Annotated in this window: 15 protein-coding genes and 1 pseudogene; 14 read left to right on the top strand and 2 right to left on the bottom strand. The window is 58.0% G+C overall.

All coding sequences use genetic code 11. The features are described from left to right. Positions 1–6: 6 nt before the first annotated feature. The 6 genes and pseudogenes from gnd to AD948_RS18750 all read left to right on the top strand — a co-directional run bounded on the left by gnd (position 7) and on the right by AD948_RS18750 (position 4,903). Positions 7–1,008, top strand: a complete 1,002-nt coding sequence (gene gnd / locus AD948_RS12130; protein WP_006558509.1) for a phosphogluconate dehydrogenase (NAD(+)-dependent, decarboxylating) — start codon at positions 7–9, stop codon at positions 1,006–1,008. A gap of 99 nt (positions 1,009–1,107) precedes the next feature. Further along, on the top strand, positions 1,108–2,013 hold the full coding sequence (locus tag AD948_RS12125) for a Cof-type HAD-IIB family hydrolase (protein ID WP_035377851.1): 906 nt from the start codon (positions 1,108–1,110) through the stop codon (positions 2,011–2,013). Between the two features lie 4 nt (positions 2,014–2,017). Beyond that, positions 2,018–2,836, top strand: coding sequence for a Cof-type HAD-IIB family hydrolase (locus tag AD948_RS12120; protein WP_061472194.1), 819 nt, complete (start codon positions 2,018–2,020; stop codon positions 2,834–2,836). A gap of 4 nt (positions 2,837–2,840) precedes the next feature. Next, a complete protein-coding gene (gene pgl, locus AD948_RS12115) occupies positions 2,841–3,581 on the top strand; it encodes a 6-phosphogluconolactonase (RefSeq protein WP_006558506.1) in 741 nt (246 codons plus the stop codon). 32 nt (positions 3,582–3,613) lie between these two features. Continuing rightward, positions 3,614–4,315 (top strand): annotated as a pseudogene (gene rpiA / locus AD948_RS12110) (ribose-5-phosphate isomerase RpiA); the annotation flags it as partial. Between the two features lie 105 nt (positions 4,316–4,420). Further along, positions 4,421–4,903 (top strand): gluconokinase, encoded by a 483-nt coding sequence (locus AD948_RS18750; protein ID WP_227004819.1) that lies wholly within the window; start codon positions 4,421–4,423, stop codon positions 4,901–4,903. Positions 4,904–4,935: 32 nt separating this feature from the next. Here AD948_RS18750 and AD948_RS12105 read toward each other — a convergent pair whose 3' ends face one another. Both AD948_RS12105 and AD948_RS12100 read right to left on the bottom strand, forming a co-directional pair. Beyond that, positions 4,936–5,121: a hypothetical protein gene (locus AD948_RS12105; RefSeq protein ID WP_248846012.1), complete on the bottom strand. Its 186-nt coding sequence runs from the start codon at positions 5,119–5,121 to the stop codon at positions 4,936–4,938. Between the two features lie 226 nt (positions 5,122–5,347). Beyond that, entirely contained in the window at positions 5,348–5,593 is a 246-nt protein-coding gene (locus AD948_RS12100; protein WP_061472192.1) for a hypothetical protein, read from the bottom strand. A gap of 101 nt (positions 5,594–5,694) precedes the next feature. Between AD948_RS12100 and AD948_RS12095 the strand changes: the two genes are divergently transcribed. The 8 genes from AD948_RS12095 (at position 5,695) to AD948_RS12055 (ending at position 16,038) form a co-directional block, all read left to right on the top strand. Beyond that, positions 5,695–6,759 carry an ABC transporter substrate-binding protein gene (locus AD948_RS12095; RefSeq protein WP_248846011.1) on the top strand — a complete coding sequence of 355 codons (1,065 nt, stop codon included), beginning with the start codon at positions 5,695–5,697 and terminating at the stop codon, positions 6,757–6,759. A 322-nt stretch (positions 6,760–7,081) separates the two neighbouring features. Further along, on the top strand, positions 7,082–8,851 hold the full coding sequence (locus AD948_RS12085; protein ID WP_006558500.1) for a chloride channel protein: 1,770 nt from the start codon (positions 7,082–7,084) through the stop codon (positions 8,849–8,851). A gap of 133 nt (positions 8,852–8,984) precedes the next feature. Beyond that, on the top strand, positions 8,985–10,025 hold the full coding sequence (locus AD948_RS12080) for an NAD(P)H-quinone oxidoreductase (RefSeq protein WP_193323419.1): 1,041 nt from the start codon (positions 8,985–8,987) through the stop codon (positions 10,023–10,025). Positions 10,026–10,191: 166 nt separating this feature from the next. Next, complete coding sequence (locus AD948_RS12075; protein ID WP_061472189.1) at positions 10,192–10,875, top strand: YggS family pyridoxal phosphate-dependent enzyme; 684 nt, start codon at positions 10,192–10,194, stop codon at positions 10,873–10,875. Positions 10,876–10,970: 95 nt separating this feature from the next. Next, entirely contained in the window at positions 10,971–12,956 is a 1,986-nt protein-coding gene (locus AD948_RS12070) for a potassium transporter Kup (protein WP_061472188.1), read from the top strand. After that, positions 12,953–14,113 (top strand): radical SAM family heme chaperone HemW, encoded by a 1,161-nt coding sequence (hemW, locus tag AD948_RS12065; RefSeq protein ID WP_061472187.1) that lies wholly within the window; start codon positions 12,953–12,955, stop codon positions 14,111–14,113. Before AD948_RS12070 ends, hemW begins: the two co-directional genes overlap by 4 nt. A 282-nt stretch (positions 14,114–14,395) precedes the next feature. Then, positions 14,396–15,508 (top strand): nucleoside hydrolase, encoded by a 1,113-nt coding sequence (locus AD948_RS12060; RefSeq protein WP_156479020.1) that lies wholly within the window; start codon positions 14,396–14,398, stop codon positions 15,506–15,508. A 104-nt stretch (positions 15,509–15,612) separates the two neighbouring features. Beyond that, positions 15,613–16,038: a DUF1489 family protein gene (locus tag AD948_RS12055; RefSeq protein ID WP_058988326.1), complete on the top strand. Its 426-nt coding sequence runs from the start codon at positions 15,613–15,615 to the stop codon at positions 16,036–16,038. Positions 16,039–16,140: the final 102 nt, after the last annotated feature.

Raw genomic sequence — 16,140 nt, 5'->3', positions numbered from 1 at the left:
CGCAGCATGCAGATCGGCATCGTCGGGCTTGGTAGAATGGGCGGCAATATTGCCGTCCGCCTGACACGACACGGGCATGACGTGGTGGTGTATGATCGTGACACCTCCGCCGTGGAAAAAATTGTGGCCCGAGCAGAAGCTGGACGCGCCACAGCAGCCAGCAATCTGGCCGACGTGGTGGCCAAGCTGAACGGCCCGAAAAAAATTGTCTGGTCCATGCTGCCTGCTGGCGAGATTACGGAAGAAACCGTGATGTCTCTGTGCGGCCTGCTACAGCGCGGCGATATCGTGATTGATGGGGGCAACACCTATTACAAGGACGATATCCGCCGCGCCAAAGTTCTGGGCGAAAAAGGCATTGATTATATTGATGTCGGCACATCCGGCGGCGTGTGGGGTCTGGAACGCGGCTATTGCATGATGTATGGCGGCCCCAAGGCCGCAGCCGACCATATTGATCCGATCCTTGCCGCACTGGCACCCGGAATTGGCGATATTCCGCGCACCCCCGGCCGTGACGAAGGGGAAAACCTCGATCCTCGGGCTGAGCAGGGTTATCTGTATTGTGGCCCGGCGGGATCAGGCCATTTTGTCAAAATGGTTCATAACGGCATTGAATACGGCATGATGCAGGCCTTTGCGGAAGGGTTTGACGTCATGTACCGCAAGGACTCCCCACTTCTGGCTGAAGACGAACGTTTCTCTCTGAACATGGCGGATATTGCCGAAGTCTGGCGCCGTGGAAGTGTTGTCTCCTCCTGGCTACTTGACCTCACGGCGCAGGCCATGACCAAAAATGGTGAACTCTCCGAATTCTCCGGGGAAGTGAATGATTCCGGCGAAGGCCGCTGGACCATTGAAGCCGCTATTGAGGAAGCCGTGCCCGTTCCGGTCATGACAGCAGCCCTCTTTACCCGTTTCCGTTCACGCTCCGGCAATACCTACGCGGAAAAAGTGTTGTCTGCCATGCGCTTCGGCTTTGGTGGCCATGTTGAAACCAAAGACTAACGCGGTATTTTAACCGCATCCTTTACCGGTGCGGCTTTCCTTTCAGCCTGACAGGCAAAGCCGCACCCTATTTTTGATGTGATCGGGAGTTGAAGCTGCATGATGGTTAACGAAAACGCCCGTCAGGCTGCCCTCCCACCCCCGGCATCCCGCATCAAACTTGTGGTGTCCGATATGGACGGCACATTGCTCACGCCAGAAAAACAGGTCACGCACCACAGCATTGCAGCGATCAAAGCCTTGAAAGAGGCTGGCGTTCCGGTCTGTCTTGTCAGCAGCCGTCCGCCCAATGGCATGGAAATGTATTTTGAAGTGCTGGGCATTGATACACCCTATGGCGCGCTGAATGGCGGCACCATTTTCAACGCCGACCGCACCATTCGCTCCCAGCTTTCTCTCGACCCGGAAGCCGTGCAGGAAGCGCTGGACATGCTGAAAGTGCATCACATTGATGCGTGGCTGTTCCGCGGCCATGAATGGCTGGTGGAAAACGAAACAGGGGCCTACGTGGAGCCCGAAAAACGCGCCATTCACATGCAGCCTCATATTGTGTCCTCATTCGCCGGTTCCCTGAACGGAATTGGCAAAATCACCGGCTCCAGCGCAGATTATGAGGCCCTTGAACGGCAGGAACTGGAAATTGGCTCCCTGCTGGAAGGCCGCGCCAGCGTTGCGCGGTCCAGTTCATGGTTTCTGGATATAACCCCATCCGACGCCAACAAAGGCCACGCCCTGCGTCAGCTTGCGGCCTTCTACGGTATTTCCCCATCGGAAGTGGCATGCATCGGGGACATGAATAACGATATCCCCATGCTGAAACTGGCCGGCCTGGCCATCGCCATGGGGCAGGCAACGGACCATGTGCGCTCTCACGCGCATTTCGTGACCGACAGCAACGATCACGACGGCTGGGCCAAGGCCATGGAGCAACTGGTTCTGCCGCGCGTGGAAAAACCCACGTCCGACAAAACAGCCCCTGAGGCCACTACTCCCCACGGAGCCTGACATCATGGCCACTCCCCAGCATGATATCCGTCTTGTGCTGGCGGATGTCGATGGCACGCTGGTCACGCGGGAAAAAATCCTGACGCCGCGTGCCATTCGGGCCGTTCATGCACTGCGGGAAAAGAATATCATTTTCGCCATTACCTCCGGCAGGCCTCCGCGAGGAATGGAAATGCTGGTGCAGCCCCTAGCACTTTCCGCCCCTTTGGCCGGGTTCAACGGTGGCATGATGGTACATCCGGACCTCAGCCTGATTGAGGCCCTCCGCCTGCCCCGCAGCACTGCGCAAAAAACATTGGACCTGTTGAAAGACCATCAGGTTCCCGCCTGGATTTACACCAGCACGGAATGGCTGGTGCCTGATGCCCATGGCCCGCATGTGGCGCGGGAAGAATGGACCGTGAAGTTCCCCCCGCGTGAAACACAGGATCTTGACGCAGCGCTTGATGACGTCGTGAAAATTACCGGCGTGAGTGATGATGCTGCTCTGATGCTGTCAGTGGCGAGCACATTGCAGCGAGAACTGGGAACAGAAGCCTCCGCCGCGCTTTCTCAGCCCTACTATGTTGACATCACTCACCCGCACGCCAACAAGGGCGGCGTTGTGCATACACTTGAACGGCTGCTGGGCGTTCCGGCCACCGCCATGCTGACAGTGGGTGATCAACCCAATGATGTGCTGATGTTCCATGCCAGTGGCGTATCCATTGCCATGGGGCAGGCCACAGAAGACGTGAAGGCAAGTGCCACATGGACAACCGCATCCTCTGAGGAGGAAGGGTTTGCCCGAGGCATAGAGCGCTTTGTGCTAGGAGAGGACTAAAACCATGGCAGGACAGGATACTCGGACAGGAAGTGTGAGTGTTTTTGCAGACCGGGAGGAAGCCACACGGCATCTGGCAGACTGGCTGCTGCAACTTGCCACGGAAAAAACCGAAGGCCCTTTCGCCATCGCCCTTTCAGGAGGCAGTACGCCACAAAGCCTGTATAGCCTGATGGCGACCGAACCCTATGCCAGCCGTTTTCCATGGGCGCGGATGCAGTTCTTTCTGGGCGATGACCGTTTCCTGCCGCATGACCATGAGGACAGCAATTTCGGCATGATGCAGCGCCTGCTCTTCTCGCGCGTGCCAGTACCCGCAGAAAACCTGCACCCCATGCCCGGCGTTGGCACAGCCGAAGATGCCGCCCGCTCTTATGAAACGCGATTGAAGCAGTTCTATGGGGCAGACACGTTTGAAGCTGATCGTCCGCTCTTTGACGTCAACCTGCTCGGGTTGGGCAGTGACGGCCATACCGCCTCCCTCTTTCCGGGCCAGCCGGTTCTGAAGGAACAGACAGCCTGGGTTGCCACCTGTGTCCCGCCTGCTGCCCCTTATACCCGCATCACCCTCACCTATCCGGCCATTCATGCAAGCCGCCATGTGGTGTTTCTGGTAGAAGGCGCAGGCAAGAAAGAGGCTGTTGCCAAAGTGCGTGCGCAAGACCCCTCCTGCCCGGCCAGCGCCATTACTGCTATGGGGGACTTGCGCTGGGTGCTGGACCGCGCCGCCAGCCCTGACGCATAACGAGACCAAGAAGAAAAAACTAGGAAAACGCCATGACCGGAACGCAACTTGACCCTGCCGCACAGTTCAAACAGCAGGCTGCCATCAGAGCAGCTTCCCTGGTGCAGGATGGCATGGCCGTAGGCCTGGGCACAGGATCAACAGCGGTCTTTGTTGTAGCGGAACTTGGCCGCCGTATGCGGGAAGAAGGGTTGCGCATCTGCGCCATTCCAACCTCTGACGCCACAGAAGCGCAGGCCCGCGAGGAAGGGATTCCTCTTACCGATTTTGGCCGACACCCAGATCTGGACATTGCCATTGATGGCGCGGATGAAATCGAACCCGGCACATTAAATCTGGTCAAGGGCCGCGGCGGTGCGTTGCTGCGTGAAAAAATTGTGGCTTCTGCCGCCCGCCAGTTTGTGGTTGTGGCCGACAACAGCAAATATGTGGACCATCTGGGCACACTCTGCCCCGTTCCTGTTGAGGTTGTGCCGTTTGGATGGGAAAGTGCCGCCGCCCGGCTTGCGCGCCTTGGCGCACAGGTGGCACCCCGTAAAAAACGGGATGGCTCCTTCTATCTGACAGATGAAAAAAATCTGATCATGGATTGTGTGTTCGGTCGCATTGAAGACCCTGATACGCTGAGCCAGAACATTTACAATATTGTGGGCGTTATTGAGCACGGCCTGTTTCTCCACATGGCCACCCAGACCATTACAGCCGGGCCAGAAGGCATCCGCATTCTGCATCCCGGCGAGAGATCCGCCGCCCAGTTAAGCAGCGAAATTCTGGGCAGCCAGCAGGTTCTACCCACCCAACCAGCGGCAGAAGGCATCAAGAAGCATCTTCTGGTCATCATGGGGGTATCCGGCTGCGGCAAAACCACAGTCGCTGAAGGGCTGCGCAATGAACTGGGCTGGCCGTTTCAGGAAGGAGACGCCCTGCACCCCTCCGCCAATGTGCAGAAAATGGCCGCAGGCATTCCTTTGAACGATGAGGATCGCTGGCCGTGGCTGGAACGTTGCCACGCATGGCTGGCGCAATGTGAGCAGAACGGAACAGGCGGCATTCTGACATGCTCCGCCCTCAAACGCTCCTACCGTGATGTGCTCCGGCGGGAGGGGCTGAATCCGTTGTTTATCTATCTGCATGTCGATCAAGCCGTTCTGGCCCAGCGCCTGCAAACACGCACCGGGCATTACATGCCGGCCAGCCTGCTTCCCAGCCAGTTGCAAACACTGGAACCCCCGGCAGCCGATGAACACGCCATCAGCGTATCCGTGGCCACCCCGCCGCCCCAGACCATTGCGGAAATTCTCTCAAAACTGAAAAGCCTTTAAAACTTTAAAAGAAGTAAGGCTGACTGACAGCCTTACACCATCACTGTTCGGTTACGCCGCCAGGTGTCTTCCAGGGCATCGGCGGGGTCCATATGCTCATCACTCCATGCGCCATCGGTATCCGGCGCATGAGCAAGGGCTCGCCATGCCGCAGTCCCTGTCTGGCGCTCCAGCTTGATTACCCATGATGGTGGAATACGGCTGAGAAGACGTTCCATTTTTTGGCCTGATGTCAGCGGTTTTGCGTAATTATGGCCCATGGCGTTGCCTCGGTCTTTGTTCGGTGCTGCTTCTGGTTCAAAAGCCCTGCCAAATCTGCAAGGCCAGCTAAGGCAGTATGCATGCCCTCTTGCGCGGGAAAAGGGGGCTCGAAGCACATCTGGGTCTTGGCAACGTTCTCGGGGCAAGGGTCCTGACGCTTCTGAAATACACCCCGCTGTCAACTCACGAGGCACTATCGTCCGTAGCTGAACGGTGCGGGCCAGCTCCATTCCGACATGATGGCTTCTTATAGGGCTGACCTGTCAGGGAGTTGATGCGGACACTCCTCGGTTTCTTTACCGTGGTATCCGGCACCACATAACAGGCCACCCCTTCTGCCTGACGCGCCTGAGCAAAACGCCTAGCGTGAGAAAGCTGAGCCGCCTGATACAGCACCTTATCTCCCAACATCACTTTGTGCTGGCGCATGCTTTACTCTCCTTTTACCGGGCAACAGTCTGGTGGTGCCGCACATTGCACCCCGCCGCACCATATTCTATAATATATACTTAAATCTTATTGAGGTTCGTATGCGCGCCCTTCCGCTCTCAGGCTCAAAAAATCGCCGTTCTTTTCTTCTGGCTGGCCTGTTGGGCACGGCACTGGCTGGCGTCCTCCTTTCTCCTCTTTCTGCCCATTCCGCGCAGGCCCGTACTGTTGTGGATATGAGCGGCACCCCCGTTGAGATCAAGGATAACCCCACCGCCATTGCTGATCTGTGGTTTGCGCATAATGAGCTTCTGGTCATGTTGGGGGCTGCTGACAAAATAAAGGTGACTGCGGAAAAACCGTCAGACCGCCCTTGGCTATTCAAAATCGCCCCAGTGTTGCTGAAAGCCGAAACTGGTGTTCACCCGGATACGGTCAATCCGGAAGACCTTCTCGCCCGCCATATTGATCTGGTCATCGTGCCCCAGCGTGGGCAGGCGGATGCCTTGCGCAAACTGGGGCTGCCAACTCTGCACGCGCAATACACCACCGTGCCCCAGATGCTCCAGTCAATTGACATGACTGCCGAAGCTCTCGGCACCCAGCAGGCCCGTGAGGTCGCGGGCATCTATCGGCAGAAAATGGACGCCCTCACCACCCTGCTGCACAGCCGGGTTGCCAAACTGCCAGCCGCAAGCCGCCCACGGGTGCTGCATATCGCCACTCTGAACCCGCTCCAGATAGATGGTCAGAACACCATGATTGATACATGGATCAAAGCAGCAGGAGGGGAAAATGCAGCGACTGTCTCCGGCAACCATCGCCCCACCACGTTTGAGCAGATTGCAACCTGGAATCCGGATATCGTTATTGTAGGACCAACGGTGGGAGAGCTTGATGCCTCTTCCCCCTTCCGTTCCCTTCCGGCTTTTCAGAAAGGGAAATGGGTTCGTAATCCACAAGGTGTCTTTCCGTGGGACCGCTACGGGTGTGAAGAACTGCTTCAGTTGGAATGGGCGGCCAAGCTGTTCCATCCCGCAGAATTTGCTGATCTGGATATGCGGCAGGATCTCCGCAATTTCTATCAGACCTTCTTCCATTACGCTCTGAGTGATGATGACATCACCCGGATTCTGGCCGCCCAACCGCCAGCATCCACGCCCTGAAGCGCGTCCTCTTTTCTTCTTCTCTTTCCATGCTGAATGAACGCCTCTGAACCGGCGGCTCTCTTCCGGTTCAGCTTTTGGTTTTCAACCGCAGAGGAACGAAAATCGGCTAATTATCTGTCAGCATGAGCCTGACACGCGGCTTTCTTCACATTCTCACAGCCCGCAGCCAGAATATTTTTAAAATATCACTCAATTCAGAGCGTATCTCGCGCTATCAGGCCGATATGCGCAAAAAACCTTTGCTCCTCTGCCCCAAAACAGGCACCGTCATCCCCGTGACACAGTGGATGGACCTTCACCAGCCAGTCCTGCCGCAACCATGACGGGCTTTCTGGGCCACATACGCACCCACGCCACCCTGCCCGGTTTTCTGGCAGCGGTCAGAGCACTTGTGCGCACGGATACCCTCTGGCTGGTTGCCCTCGCCGCCGTTGTCGGCCTTCTGGCGGGGGGAACTGTCAGCCTCATGACAGCCGCCACCTTTCTGGCACACCATTTGCTGGCGCCCGGATCAAACCGCCTTTCCGGGCTGACATCCATCATGCCCGCGCGTGCCCTGCTGGTGCCAAGCCTTGGCGGCCTGCTGCTGGGGCTGGGAGGATATGCGCTTGCCCGCAAAACACGGTTCAGACCGGTAGACCCCGTGGAAGCCAATGCTTTGCATGGGGGGCGCATGTCCCTGCGTGACAGTCTGATCGTAGGTGCGCAGACCGTGCTGTCCAACGGTTGCGGTGCCTCACTTGGGCTGGAAGCCGGATTCAGTCAGCTTGGTGCCGCCTTCGGGTCCCGCCTTGGCCGCCAGTTGCGCATGCATCGGGCGGATGTACGCCTGTTGGTCGGATGCGGCGCGGCTGGCGCGATCGGCGCGGCGTTTGATGCTCCTCTGGCTGGCTCGTTCTATGCTTTTGAGCTGATTATCGGTTCCTACACCTTTACGGCCTTGGCCCCCGTAGCTCTTGCCGCAGTGGTCGCCATTGGTGTGGTGCATCTGACCGGTATGGTGCTGCCACCAGTCAGCGTACTGACGCCTCCCGCCATTCCACCCCTAGCCTATCTTCCCATCACGTTGCTCGGGGCCGTGGCCGCACTGGTCGCTGTTGCGCTTATGAAAGGCGTCACCCTTACAGAACGAGCCCTGCACGCCCTGCCCGTTCCCATCTGGCTACGGCCCGCCATCGGGGGGCTGCTGGTTGGGCTGCTGGCGCTTATCTCCCCCTCCGTGCTGTCCTCCGGGCACATGGCCATGCGCTCCAGCTTGAGCGACACCCCTCCCTTTCTGATAGCACTCGGCCTGTTAGGGCTTAAGGCTCTGGCATCCGCCATTTCCATCGGGTCAGGTTTCCGGGGTGGGCTATTTTTTGCTTCGCTTTATCTTGGCGTGCTCACGGGCGCTGTTTTTGCCGGGATCATCTCACCTCTCATCACGCTGCCGGTTTCGGTCTGTGCCGTGGTTGGAATGTGCGCTCTGGCGGTAGCCGTCATCGGCGGCCCCATGACCATGATCTTTCTGGCGCTGGAAACAACAGGCAGCCTGCCGCTGACAAGCGCCGTCATGGTCTCGGCCATTGTCTCTTCCATCACTGTAAGGCGTACGTTTGGCTATTCCTTCGCCACATGGCGTTTCCATCTGCGGGGGGAAAATATCCGCTCCGGGGTCGATATCGGGTGGATGCGCAGCCTGACCGTGGAGCGGATGATGCGCACGGAAGTGGTAACGTTCCCTGCCAGCGAGACTGTTGCCGGGGCACGTCTGGCTTTTCCCTCCCATACGCCGCGTTACATCATTCTGCGTGACGAACAGGGCCACTATAAAGGGCTGGTGGAAAACGTTTCCTTCCACGCCACCCGCTACACAGACACGACACCCCTGCTGGATCTGGTTCCGGCGGATGATGAAGCGCTTCTGCCAGAAACATCTCTTTCCGCCGCTCTGGCCTGTTTCGAGCGCACCAGCCGCCCGGCCTGCGCTGTCATCAACCAAAAGAAACAGGTGCTCGGCCTGCTGAGCGAGCGCTATGTCCTGCGCCGCTATGCGGAAGAACTGGAACGCACCCGCCGCGAACTGGCGGGAGAGAAATACAGACCCTGAGCCTTGCGGAAAGGCTCACTCTCTGCGCTTTCGCCTCACCTCCCTATCCGAGACGTGAAGCCCCCGGCCCTTTTGGTTTGAAACAAAATAAGGCTTGATGCGCTTCCTGCTCTGTTCAACCGGTAGGCATATCATGACCGTTTCAACCAACACGCACCCGTCAGGCACGATGAAAGCCGTCTGTTTTACAGAACCCGGCGCGCCCGACGTCATGCAGATTGAAACACTCCCCATTCCACAGCCAGGGCGGGGGGAGGTTCTGGTGCGCGTAATCGCCGCAGGTGTTAACCGCCCGGATATCATGCAACGGAAAGGGCTGTACCCCCCTCCGCCGGGAGCCAACCCGCGTCTAGGCCTGGAAATTGCAGGCGAAGTTGTTTCCTGCGGTGCAGCCTTGGCAGATCAGACCATGCCCGCCATAGGCAGCAAAGTGTGTGCTCTGGCCAATGGCGGTGGCTATGCGGAATATTGCCTTGTGCCCGCAGGCCAATGCCTGCCATGGCCGGAGGGGTTTGACGCCGTGCAGGCGGCCGCTCTGCCAGAAACATTTTTCACGGTGTGGTCCAACCTCTTCATGCCCGCCCCCATCTCCAAAGGGGAAAAGGTGCTTATCCATGGTGGTTCAAGCGGAATCGGCACCACAGCCATCCAGCTTGTCAAAGCATTTGGGGGCATTCCTTACGTCACCGCAGGCACAGCCGAGAAATGCGCCCTGTGCGAAACGCTGGGTGCCACCGCCATTAACTACAAGGACGAAGACTTTGCCGAGCGCCTGCGCGAGCTGACGGAAGGCAAAGGCGTTAACCTCATTCTGGATATGATTGGGGGCGCCTATCTGGACCGCAATCTCCGCTCTCTTGCCGTGGATGGCAAGCTGGTGATCATCGCCCTGCAGGGGGGAGCCAAAGCGGAAAAAGCGGATCTTGCCCGGATCATGACCCGGCGGCTGATTGTTACGGGCAGCACCTTGCGGGCGCGCGATATCACCACCAAAAGCCGTATTGCACGCCAGCTTGAAGAACAGGCCTGGCCGCTGCTGGCAAACGGCACCATTCGCCCCATTATCCATGCCACTTTTCCGTTCACGGATGTCGTCAAGGCCCATCAGGAAATGGAAAGTGGGCAGCATTCCGGCAAAATCATTCTCACATTCGATCCTCCGCCCAAAACCTGAATAACAGTCTCTCAGCACAGCCACGGAGAGGGAGGGTGCCCTTCTCGGCCATTGTCGGCTAAAGTGGCACAAGAAGGACGTGCCGGCCTTTTCCTTGCCCATTTTCCAGATGGTCAGGGAAGATGGAGCACGGCCTTATCCTTGTTGTTTGAGAAGCTTTGTTTTTATGGCCCCATCATCCTCCCTTGCGGACAGGCTTGAACATGTCCGCGCCAGTATTGACGCCGCCGCGCGCAATGCCGGGCGAGACCCCGCCTCCGTAACACTGGTGGCTGTTTCCAAATTCCATCCCGCCAGCAGCATTCAAGATGCCATAGCGGCGGGCCAACGCGTTTTTGGTGAAAACCGGGTGCAGGAAGCAGCCGCCAAGTTTCCGCCATTGCGGGAAGAGACGCCTGATCTGCGCCTCCATCTGATTGGAGGCCTGCAAACCAACAAGGCGCGCGATGCTGTGCGGTTGGCGGACATGATTGAAAGTCTGGACCGCCCTGCCCTAGCCGATGCTCTGGCCCATGCGGCAGAAGCCGTGGGCCGCCTGCCTGACCTTCTGATTGAAGTAAACACGGGCGATGAACCACAGAAATTCGGCGTCCCGCGTGAGGACGCTGATGCGTTCATCCGCACCTGCCGCCAGCGTTTTGGAAACAAACTGCGGGGATTGATGTGTATTCCCCCGGCGCAGGAAGACCCCACACCCCACTTCCAGCTTCTCCGCAGCATGGCGCACGAACATGGCCTGCCTGTGCTCTCTATGGGTATGTCCGCTGATTATCCTGTGGCCATTGCACAGGGGGCAACCATGGTCCGGGTGGGAACCGCCATTTTTGGCCCCCGCCCTGCTTCCCCCTGACGGATAGCCAGTGATGACTTGCCTCTTTATGGAAACCCGCCTTATGCAGACCGCCGGGAGTGACCTCCCACGCGCCACGTGGAGCCAGAACTGACATGACCGATCCAACCAGCACACCCGCCGGGGCCGATTCCGGTAAATCCACGCAGCCCCATACGGCCGAGCAGCCAGCGCCACGTCATATTACCGAATTTGATGCGGACCAGCCACAACACACCGCCGCCCCCGTGGGGTTTGCTGCTCTTCTGGGCGTGCTGGGCGTGGTGTATGGCGATATCGGCACCAGCCCGCTCTACGCCTTCCGCTCCACTGTGGAGGTCATCTCCGGCCACCACTCCGTGGCACCGTGGGAGATCATGGGCGTCGCCAGTCTGATTTTCTGGACGCTCATCCTCATCGTGACGGTCAAATATGTCCTGCTCATCATGCGGGCCGACCATAATGGAGAGGGCGGCATTCTTGCCATCACCTCTCTCGCCCAGCGCGTGGCCACCAGCACCAAGGTCAGAACCGCATTGGGGCTGGTTGGTATTGTCGGGGCCTGTCTGTTCTTTGGGGATGGCATCATTACTCCTGCCATCTCGGTGCTCTCCGCCATTGAAGGGGTGGAGGTCAGTGTTCCGGCGGCGCATGATTTTGTCATCCCCCTCGCCATCATCGTCATCATAAGCCTGTTCAGTGTCCAGTGGATCGGCACAGGCAAGGTTGGGGCCATATTCGGGCCTGTGATGCTGCTATGGTTCGGCACGCTGGGCGTTCTGGGGCTGCTGGAAATCCTGCATCACCCGGCCATTCTCATGGCGCTTTCTCCTACCTATGCGCTGGAGTTCGTCTTTTATCACGGCAAGCTTTCCTTCCTTGCCCTAGGGTCCGTGGTGCTGTGCGTAACCGGGGCGGAAGCCTTGTATGCCGATATGGGGCATTTTGGCCGTGCGCCCATCCGTTATGCATGGCTGTTTTTTGTGCTGCCCATGCTGGTGCTGAACTATTTCGGGCAGGCGGCGCTGGTCATTTCCGACCCCAAAGCATTGGTGAACCCGTTCTTCCTGCTGTGCCCGCACTGGATGCAGGCCCCCATGATCGTGCTGTCCACACTGGCAACGGTTATTGCCAGCCAGGCCGGTATTTCTGGCGGGTTCTCCATCTGCCGTCAGCTTATCCAGCTTGGTTACATGCCGCGGCTGCGCATTACCCACACCAATGCGGAAGAAGAAGGCCAGATCTACCTGCCCGACTTCAACCGCTTTCTGGCTGTGGGAGCCGTGCTGCTGGTTGTAGCCTTCCGTAGTTCTGATGCGCTGGCCTCAGCTTACGGCATCGCGGTTACCGGCACCTTCATTTGCACCTCCATTCTGGCCATTGTGGTCTTCCGCCGCCACTTCAACTGGTCACGCTACAAAGTGGCCGCTGTGTTCGGCAGCTTCCTGCTGCTTGACCTCACCTTCTTTTCCGCCAACGCGCTCAAAATTCCAGATGGTGGCTGGGTGCCGGTCCTGCTGGGCTGTGTTCTGACCCTGATGATGACCACATGGAAAAAAGGACGCGGCCTGATTGTCAGCCGTCAACGGCAGGACAGTCTGCCTATGGGCTCCTTTATTGCGCGGCTGCCCCAGTCCCGCATTATCCGCGTGCCCGGCATGGCCGTGTTCATGACAGGTACGCCAGACTTTGTGCCCCCCTGCCTGCTGCACAACCTGCGGCATAACAAGATCCTGCATGACCATGTGCTGTTTGTGACTGTGCAGAACCTTGATCAGCCGGAAGCAGACCGAGGCCACCGTGTTTCTGTTGAAGAACTGGCTCCCAACATTTACCGCGTGATCCTGCGTTACGGGTTTATGGAAATGCCCAATATCCCGCGTGCACTGGAAGATCTGAAGGCCAATGGCGTGGATTTTGACGCGCTCCAGGCCTCCTATTTCACGTCACGCGAACTCATCACCCGGTCTTCCGTGCCGCGCCTGTCCCACTGGCGCATGTCCCTGTTCATGTTCATGGCGCGCAATTCCACATCCAGCATGGAGTTCTTCCGCATCCCGCCTGATCGCGTGGTGCAGTTGGGCGTCAAGGTGGCTATCTGACCCAGTCCACCGAACCCCTTGCGCTCTACATCCACTGGCCATTCTGTCTGGCCAAGTGCCCGTACTGTGATTTCAACTCACACGTACGGGAAAGGATGCCGGAAGCCCGCTTTGCTCAAGCGCTGCGCACAGAACTTGCGCACGATGCCGCACGCCTTGGTCGTCGTAAGCTGGGCTCCATCTTCTTTGGCGGAGGCACGCCATCCCTGATGGCACCGGAGAACGTGGCGGCCCTGATAGAAGACGCCACCAGCCTGTTTGATCCCCTGCCGGACATGGAAATCACACTGGAGGCCAACCCCACCAGTGTGGAAGCAAGCCGCCTGAGCGCCTTCCGTCAGGCAGGCGTCAACCGGGTTTCTCTGGGCATACAGGCGCTAGATGATGCGTCACTCCAGTTTCTGGGCCGGCAGCATTCCGCCCGGCAGGCACTCGCCGCACTGGAAACAGCCCGCACCCTGTTCCCGCGCATCACGTTTGATCTGATCTACGCCCGCCCCGGCCAATCTCTGGCAGACTGGAAAGCCGAACTGGATACCGCCCTGCAACTGGTGGCGGACCATGTTTCTCTCTACCAACTGACCATCGAACCCGGCACCAAATTTGAAGCCCTGTACCGCACCGGCGCCTTTACCCTACCAGATGAAGATCAGGCCGCCGCCTTATATGAGGAAACCGCAACCGTCACCGGCCGCCATGGGCTCGCCGGGTATGAGGTCTCCAATTATGCAAAGCCGGGCAGTGAAAGCCGCCATAACCTGACATACTGGCGCTACGGAGATTATCTGGGGCTTGGCCCCGGCGCACACGGGCGCGTCACGCAAGGCACGGACCTGTTCGCCACCCGCCGCCACCGCGCCCCGGAACCATGGGCTGATCTGGTAGAACGCACAGGCACCGGCCAGACCTCTCAGGAAGCCCTCGTGCCATTGGAACGTGCGCGTGAAATGCTGCTGATGGGCCTACGTGTCAGCGAGGGCCTGACACTTCCCCGCTTTGAAGCGCGTACAGGCCTGAAACTGGAACAGGCCACAGACCCAACCATTCTGGCCGCCGCCATTGAAGAAGGGTATCTGCAACGCAGCGCCACAACCCTACGCGCTACGCCGGAAGGCCGCCTGCGACTGGAAGCCCTTCTACACGCGCTGGTGCTGTAAAAAGTTCCAAGGGCGCAAGAAAACCACCACACATCTTTTTACAAAGGCAGACGCACCCCGCGCCTCCTGCCTTCAGGCGCGGCTATGACCAGCCTCTTCCTGATCATGCTTTCCTCATCCAGATCAGCCTTTATCCCCACTCACGTTATGAGGCGAGCCGGGCCTCTGCGCTTTTTTGCCGCCTTTCTCGTGATACTGCTTTTGATGCCCCTCCACATCTCTCTATAGTGCGTCTCGGTTCTCTCCGGAGGGCTGTCATTCTTCTCAAAACCGAGGCTCCGCATGCGTTCGCCCTCTTTCTTTCGTCGTTCAGCTCTGCGGTTGACAACCGCCCTTGCAACCGCACTGGCTCTGCTCTCCACAGCGCAGCCCCATGCCCACGCCGAGGGAACGCAGGAGCCCGCCCTTGTCATTGAAGATAATGACTTTCTGGGGCCAGGTGGGTCAGATATCCAGTCTGTCATCCCCCTGTTGGCCAACCCGCATATCAAGGTGCTGGGCTTTACTGTCAGCACAGGAGATGACTGGGAAAACGCAGAGTCCGCACATCTGCGGCGCTTTCTGGAAATTGCCAACAAAAGCGAGATTCCGGTCGCGGATGGCGCAGTCTATCCTCTAATCAACAGCGTTCCGCTCATGAAACTGCGTGAACAGCAGTTCGGTCGTATTCCGTGGAAAGGCGCGTGGGGCGGCCTGGGCTCCATGGACAAAGTGCCTGACACACAGCCGGATCTCCCAAAACTGGCCGAAGGCGCACCCAAAACGCCTGCCGCGGCAGAAAGCGCCGCCCTGTTCATGATTCGCATGGTGCATGAACATCCGCATCAGGTCACCATTCTTGAAGCCGGGCCCATGACCAATCTGGCGCTTGCCATTCGGCTTGATCCCTCTTTTGCCGCCACCGCCAAACAGCTTGTTTTTATGGGTGGGCTGCTGGACACCAACATGATGTCCATTACCGGCAACGCGGATTTCGCTTCTGATTTCAATATGATTTTTGACCCGGAAGCAGCCCATATTACCCTGACCGCGCCGTGGGCTTCCATCACCGTGGTGGGCAATATCTCGAACGATGTGATGATGACCAAAGATTACATGGCCAAAATTACCAAAAAGGCGACACCTGTTACCGGCTACCTGAGCAAATACTACTCCCCCTTACCCATGTGGGATGAAATGGCAGCCGCGATTACCGCAGACCCTTCTCTGGTGCAGCAGTCCGTCAAAGCCTACATGGATATTGATATCAGCAAGGGTATCCACTATGGCCACGCCCATGTCTGGCCCAAGGATCTCGCTCCACGCGCCATGCATGTGCGCGAAGTAACCATTGTGCAGAAAATTGATGCAGAGCGCTTCCTGACCAGCTTTGTGCAACAGGCGCAATCTCTCTAATACACCCGACACACCCCTCCCTCCGCTGCCTTGATAAAAAGACAGCGGAGCATGACTGCAAAATCGGAATGTTCCTTGGTCCCGGTTTGTTCTAGACTAAGACCATGCTTAACCTGATCAAACTTGTTGTGGGTGTCAGTTCACTGGAAGAGTTGATAGAGCGGCAGAAAAAGCCGCTCAACAGCCGCCTCCACCCGGAGCACGGCGCTCTGCCGGTAGTTCATACCCGCTCCTACCCTCGCCGTGCCGCCGACATTCTGGAAGGTGGCTCTCTCTATCGGGTTATCAGCGGCCTTATCCAATGCCGCCAGCGCGTCTTGGACATTCAGACAGAAACGCGTCCCGATGGCACTCAGGGCACACTTTTTCTGCTTTCTCCAGAAATTATCCGCGTGGAACCCCGCGCCCTGCGCCCCTTTCAGGGCTGGCGGTATCTGGAAAGCAAAGATGCGCCCAAAGACCTGACAGCATCCCAGATCTCCAACCTACCACCACATCTGCAAAAAGAGCTTACGCTGCTGGGGCTTTAACAATAATGAACTCATCTTACCCGAAGCGAGAGAGATAAAAACAAGCAGTATACTCTCTGCTGTTTATATTGGTTCGATGATGAGAGGATAGAAGCGAGCGTC

Origin of the sequence: Acetobacter senegalensis (assembly GCF_001580995.1) — a bacterium.
In the GTDB taxonomy this organism is placed as follows: domain Bacteria; phylum Pseudomonadota; class Alphaproteobacteria; order Acetobacterales; family Acetobacteraceae; genus Acetobacter; species Acetobacter senegalensis.
This window is presented reverse-complemented; position numbering and strand designations above follow the sequence as displayed.

What these genes read in the sequence shown, in the direction of transcription:
- pgl (WP_006558506.1), top strand. Translation starts at nt 2,841, where the DNA reads ATGGCAGGACAGGATACTCGGACAGGAAGTGTGAGTGTTTTTGCAGAC.
- AD948_RS12060 (WP_156479020.1), top strand. Translation starts at nt 14,396, where the DNA reads ATGCGTTCGCCCTCTTTCTTTCGTCGTTCAGCTCTGCGGTTGACAACC.
- AD948_RS12095 (WP_248846011.1), top strand. Translation starts at nt 5,695, where the DNA reads ATGCGCGCCCTTCCGCTCTCAGGCTCAAAAAATCGCCGTTCTTTTCTT.
- AD948_RS12100 (WP_061472192.1), bottom strand. Translation starts at nt 5,593, where the DNA reads ATGCGCCAGCACAAAGTGATGTTGGGAGATAAGGTGCTGTATCAGGCG.
- AD948_RS12055 (WP_058988326.1), top strand. Translation starts at nt 15,613, where the DNA reads ATGCTTAACCTGATCAAACTTGTTGTGGGTGTCAGTTCACTGGAAGAG.
- AD948_RS12085 (WP_006558500.1), top strand. Translation starts at nt 7,082, where the DNA reads ATGACGGGCTTTCTGGGCCACATACGCACCCACGCCACCCTGCCCGGT.
- AD948_RS12125 (WP_035377851.1), top strand. Translation starts at nt 1,108, where the DNA reads ATGATGGTTAACGAAAACGCCCGTCAGGCTGCCCTCCCACCCCCGGCA.
- AD948_RS12120 (WP_061472194.1), top strand. Translation starts at nt 2,018, where the DNA reads ATGGCCACTCCCCAGCATGATATCCGTCTTGTGCTGGCGGATGTCGAT.
- AD948_RS18750 (WP_227004819.1), top strand. Translation starts at nt 4,421, where the DNA reads ATGGGGGTATCCGGCTGCGGCAAAACCACAGTCGCTGAAGGGCTGCGC.
- gnd (WP_006558509.1), top strand. Translation starts at nt 7, where the DNA reads ATGCAGATCGGCATCGTCGGGCTTGGTAGAATGGGCGGCAATATTGCC.
- AD948_RS12070 (WP_061472188.1), top strand. Translation starts at nt 10,971, where the DNA reads ATGACCGATCCAACCAGCACACCCGCCGGGGCCGATTCCGGTAAATCC.
- AD948_RS12105 (WP_248846012.1), bottom strand. Translation starts at nt 5,121, where the DNA reads ATGGAACGTCTTCTCAGCCGTATTCCACCATCATGGGTAATCAAGCTG.
- AD948_RS12075 (WP_061472189.1), top strand. Translation starts at nt 10,192, where the DNA reads ATGGCCCCATCATCCTCCCTTGCGGACAGGCTTGAACATGTCCGCGCC.
- AD948_RS12080 (WP_193323419.1), top strand. Translation starts at nt 8,985, where the DNA reads ATGACCGTTTCAACCAACACGCACCCGTCAGGCACGATGAAAGCCGTC.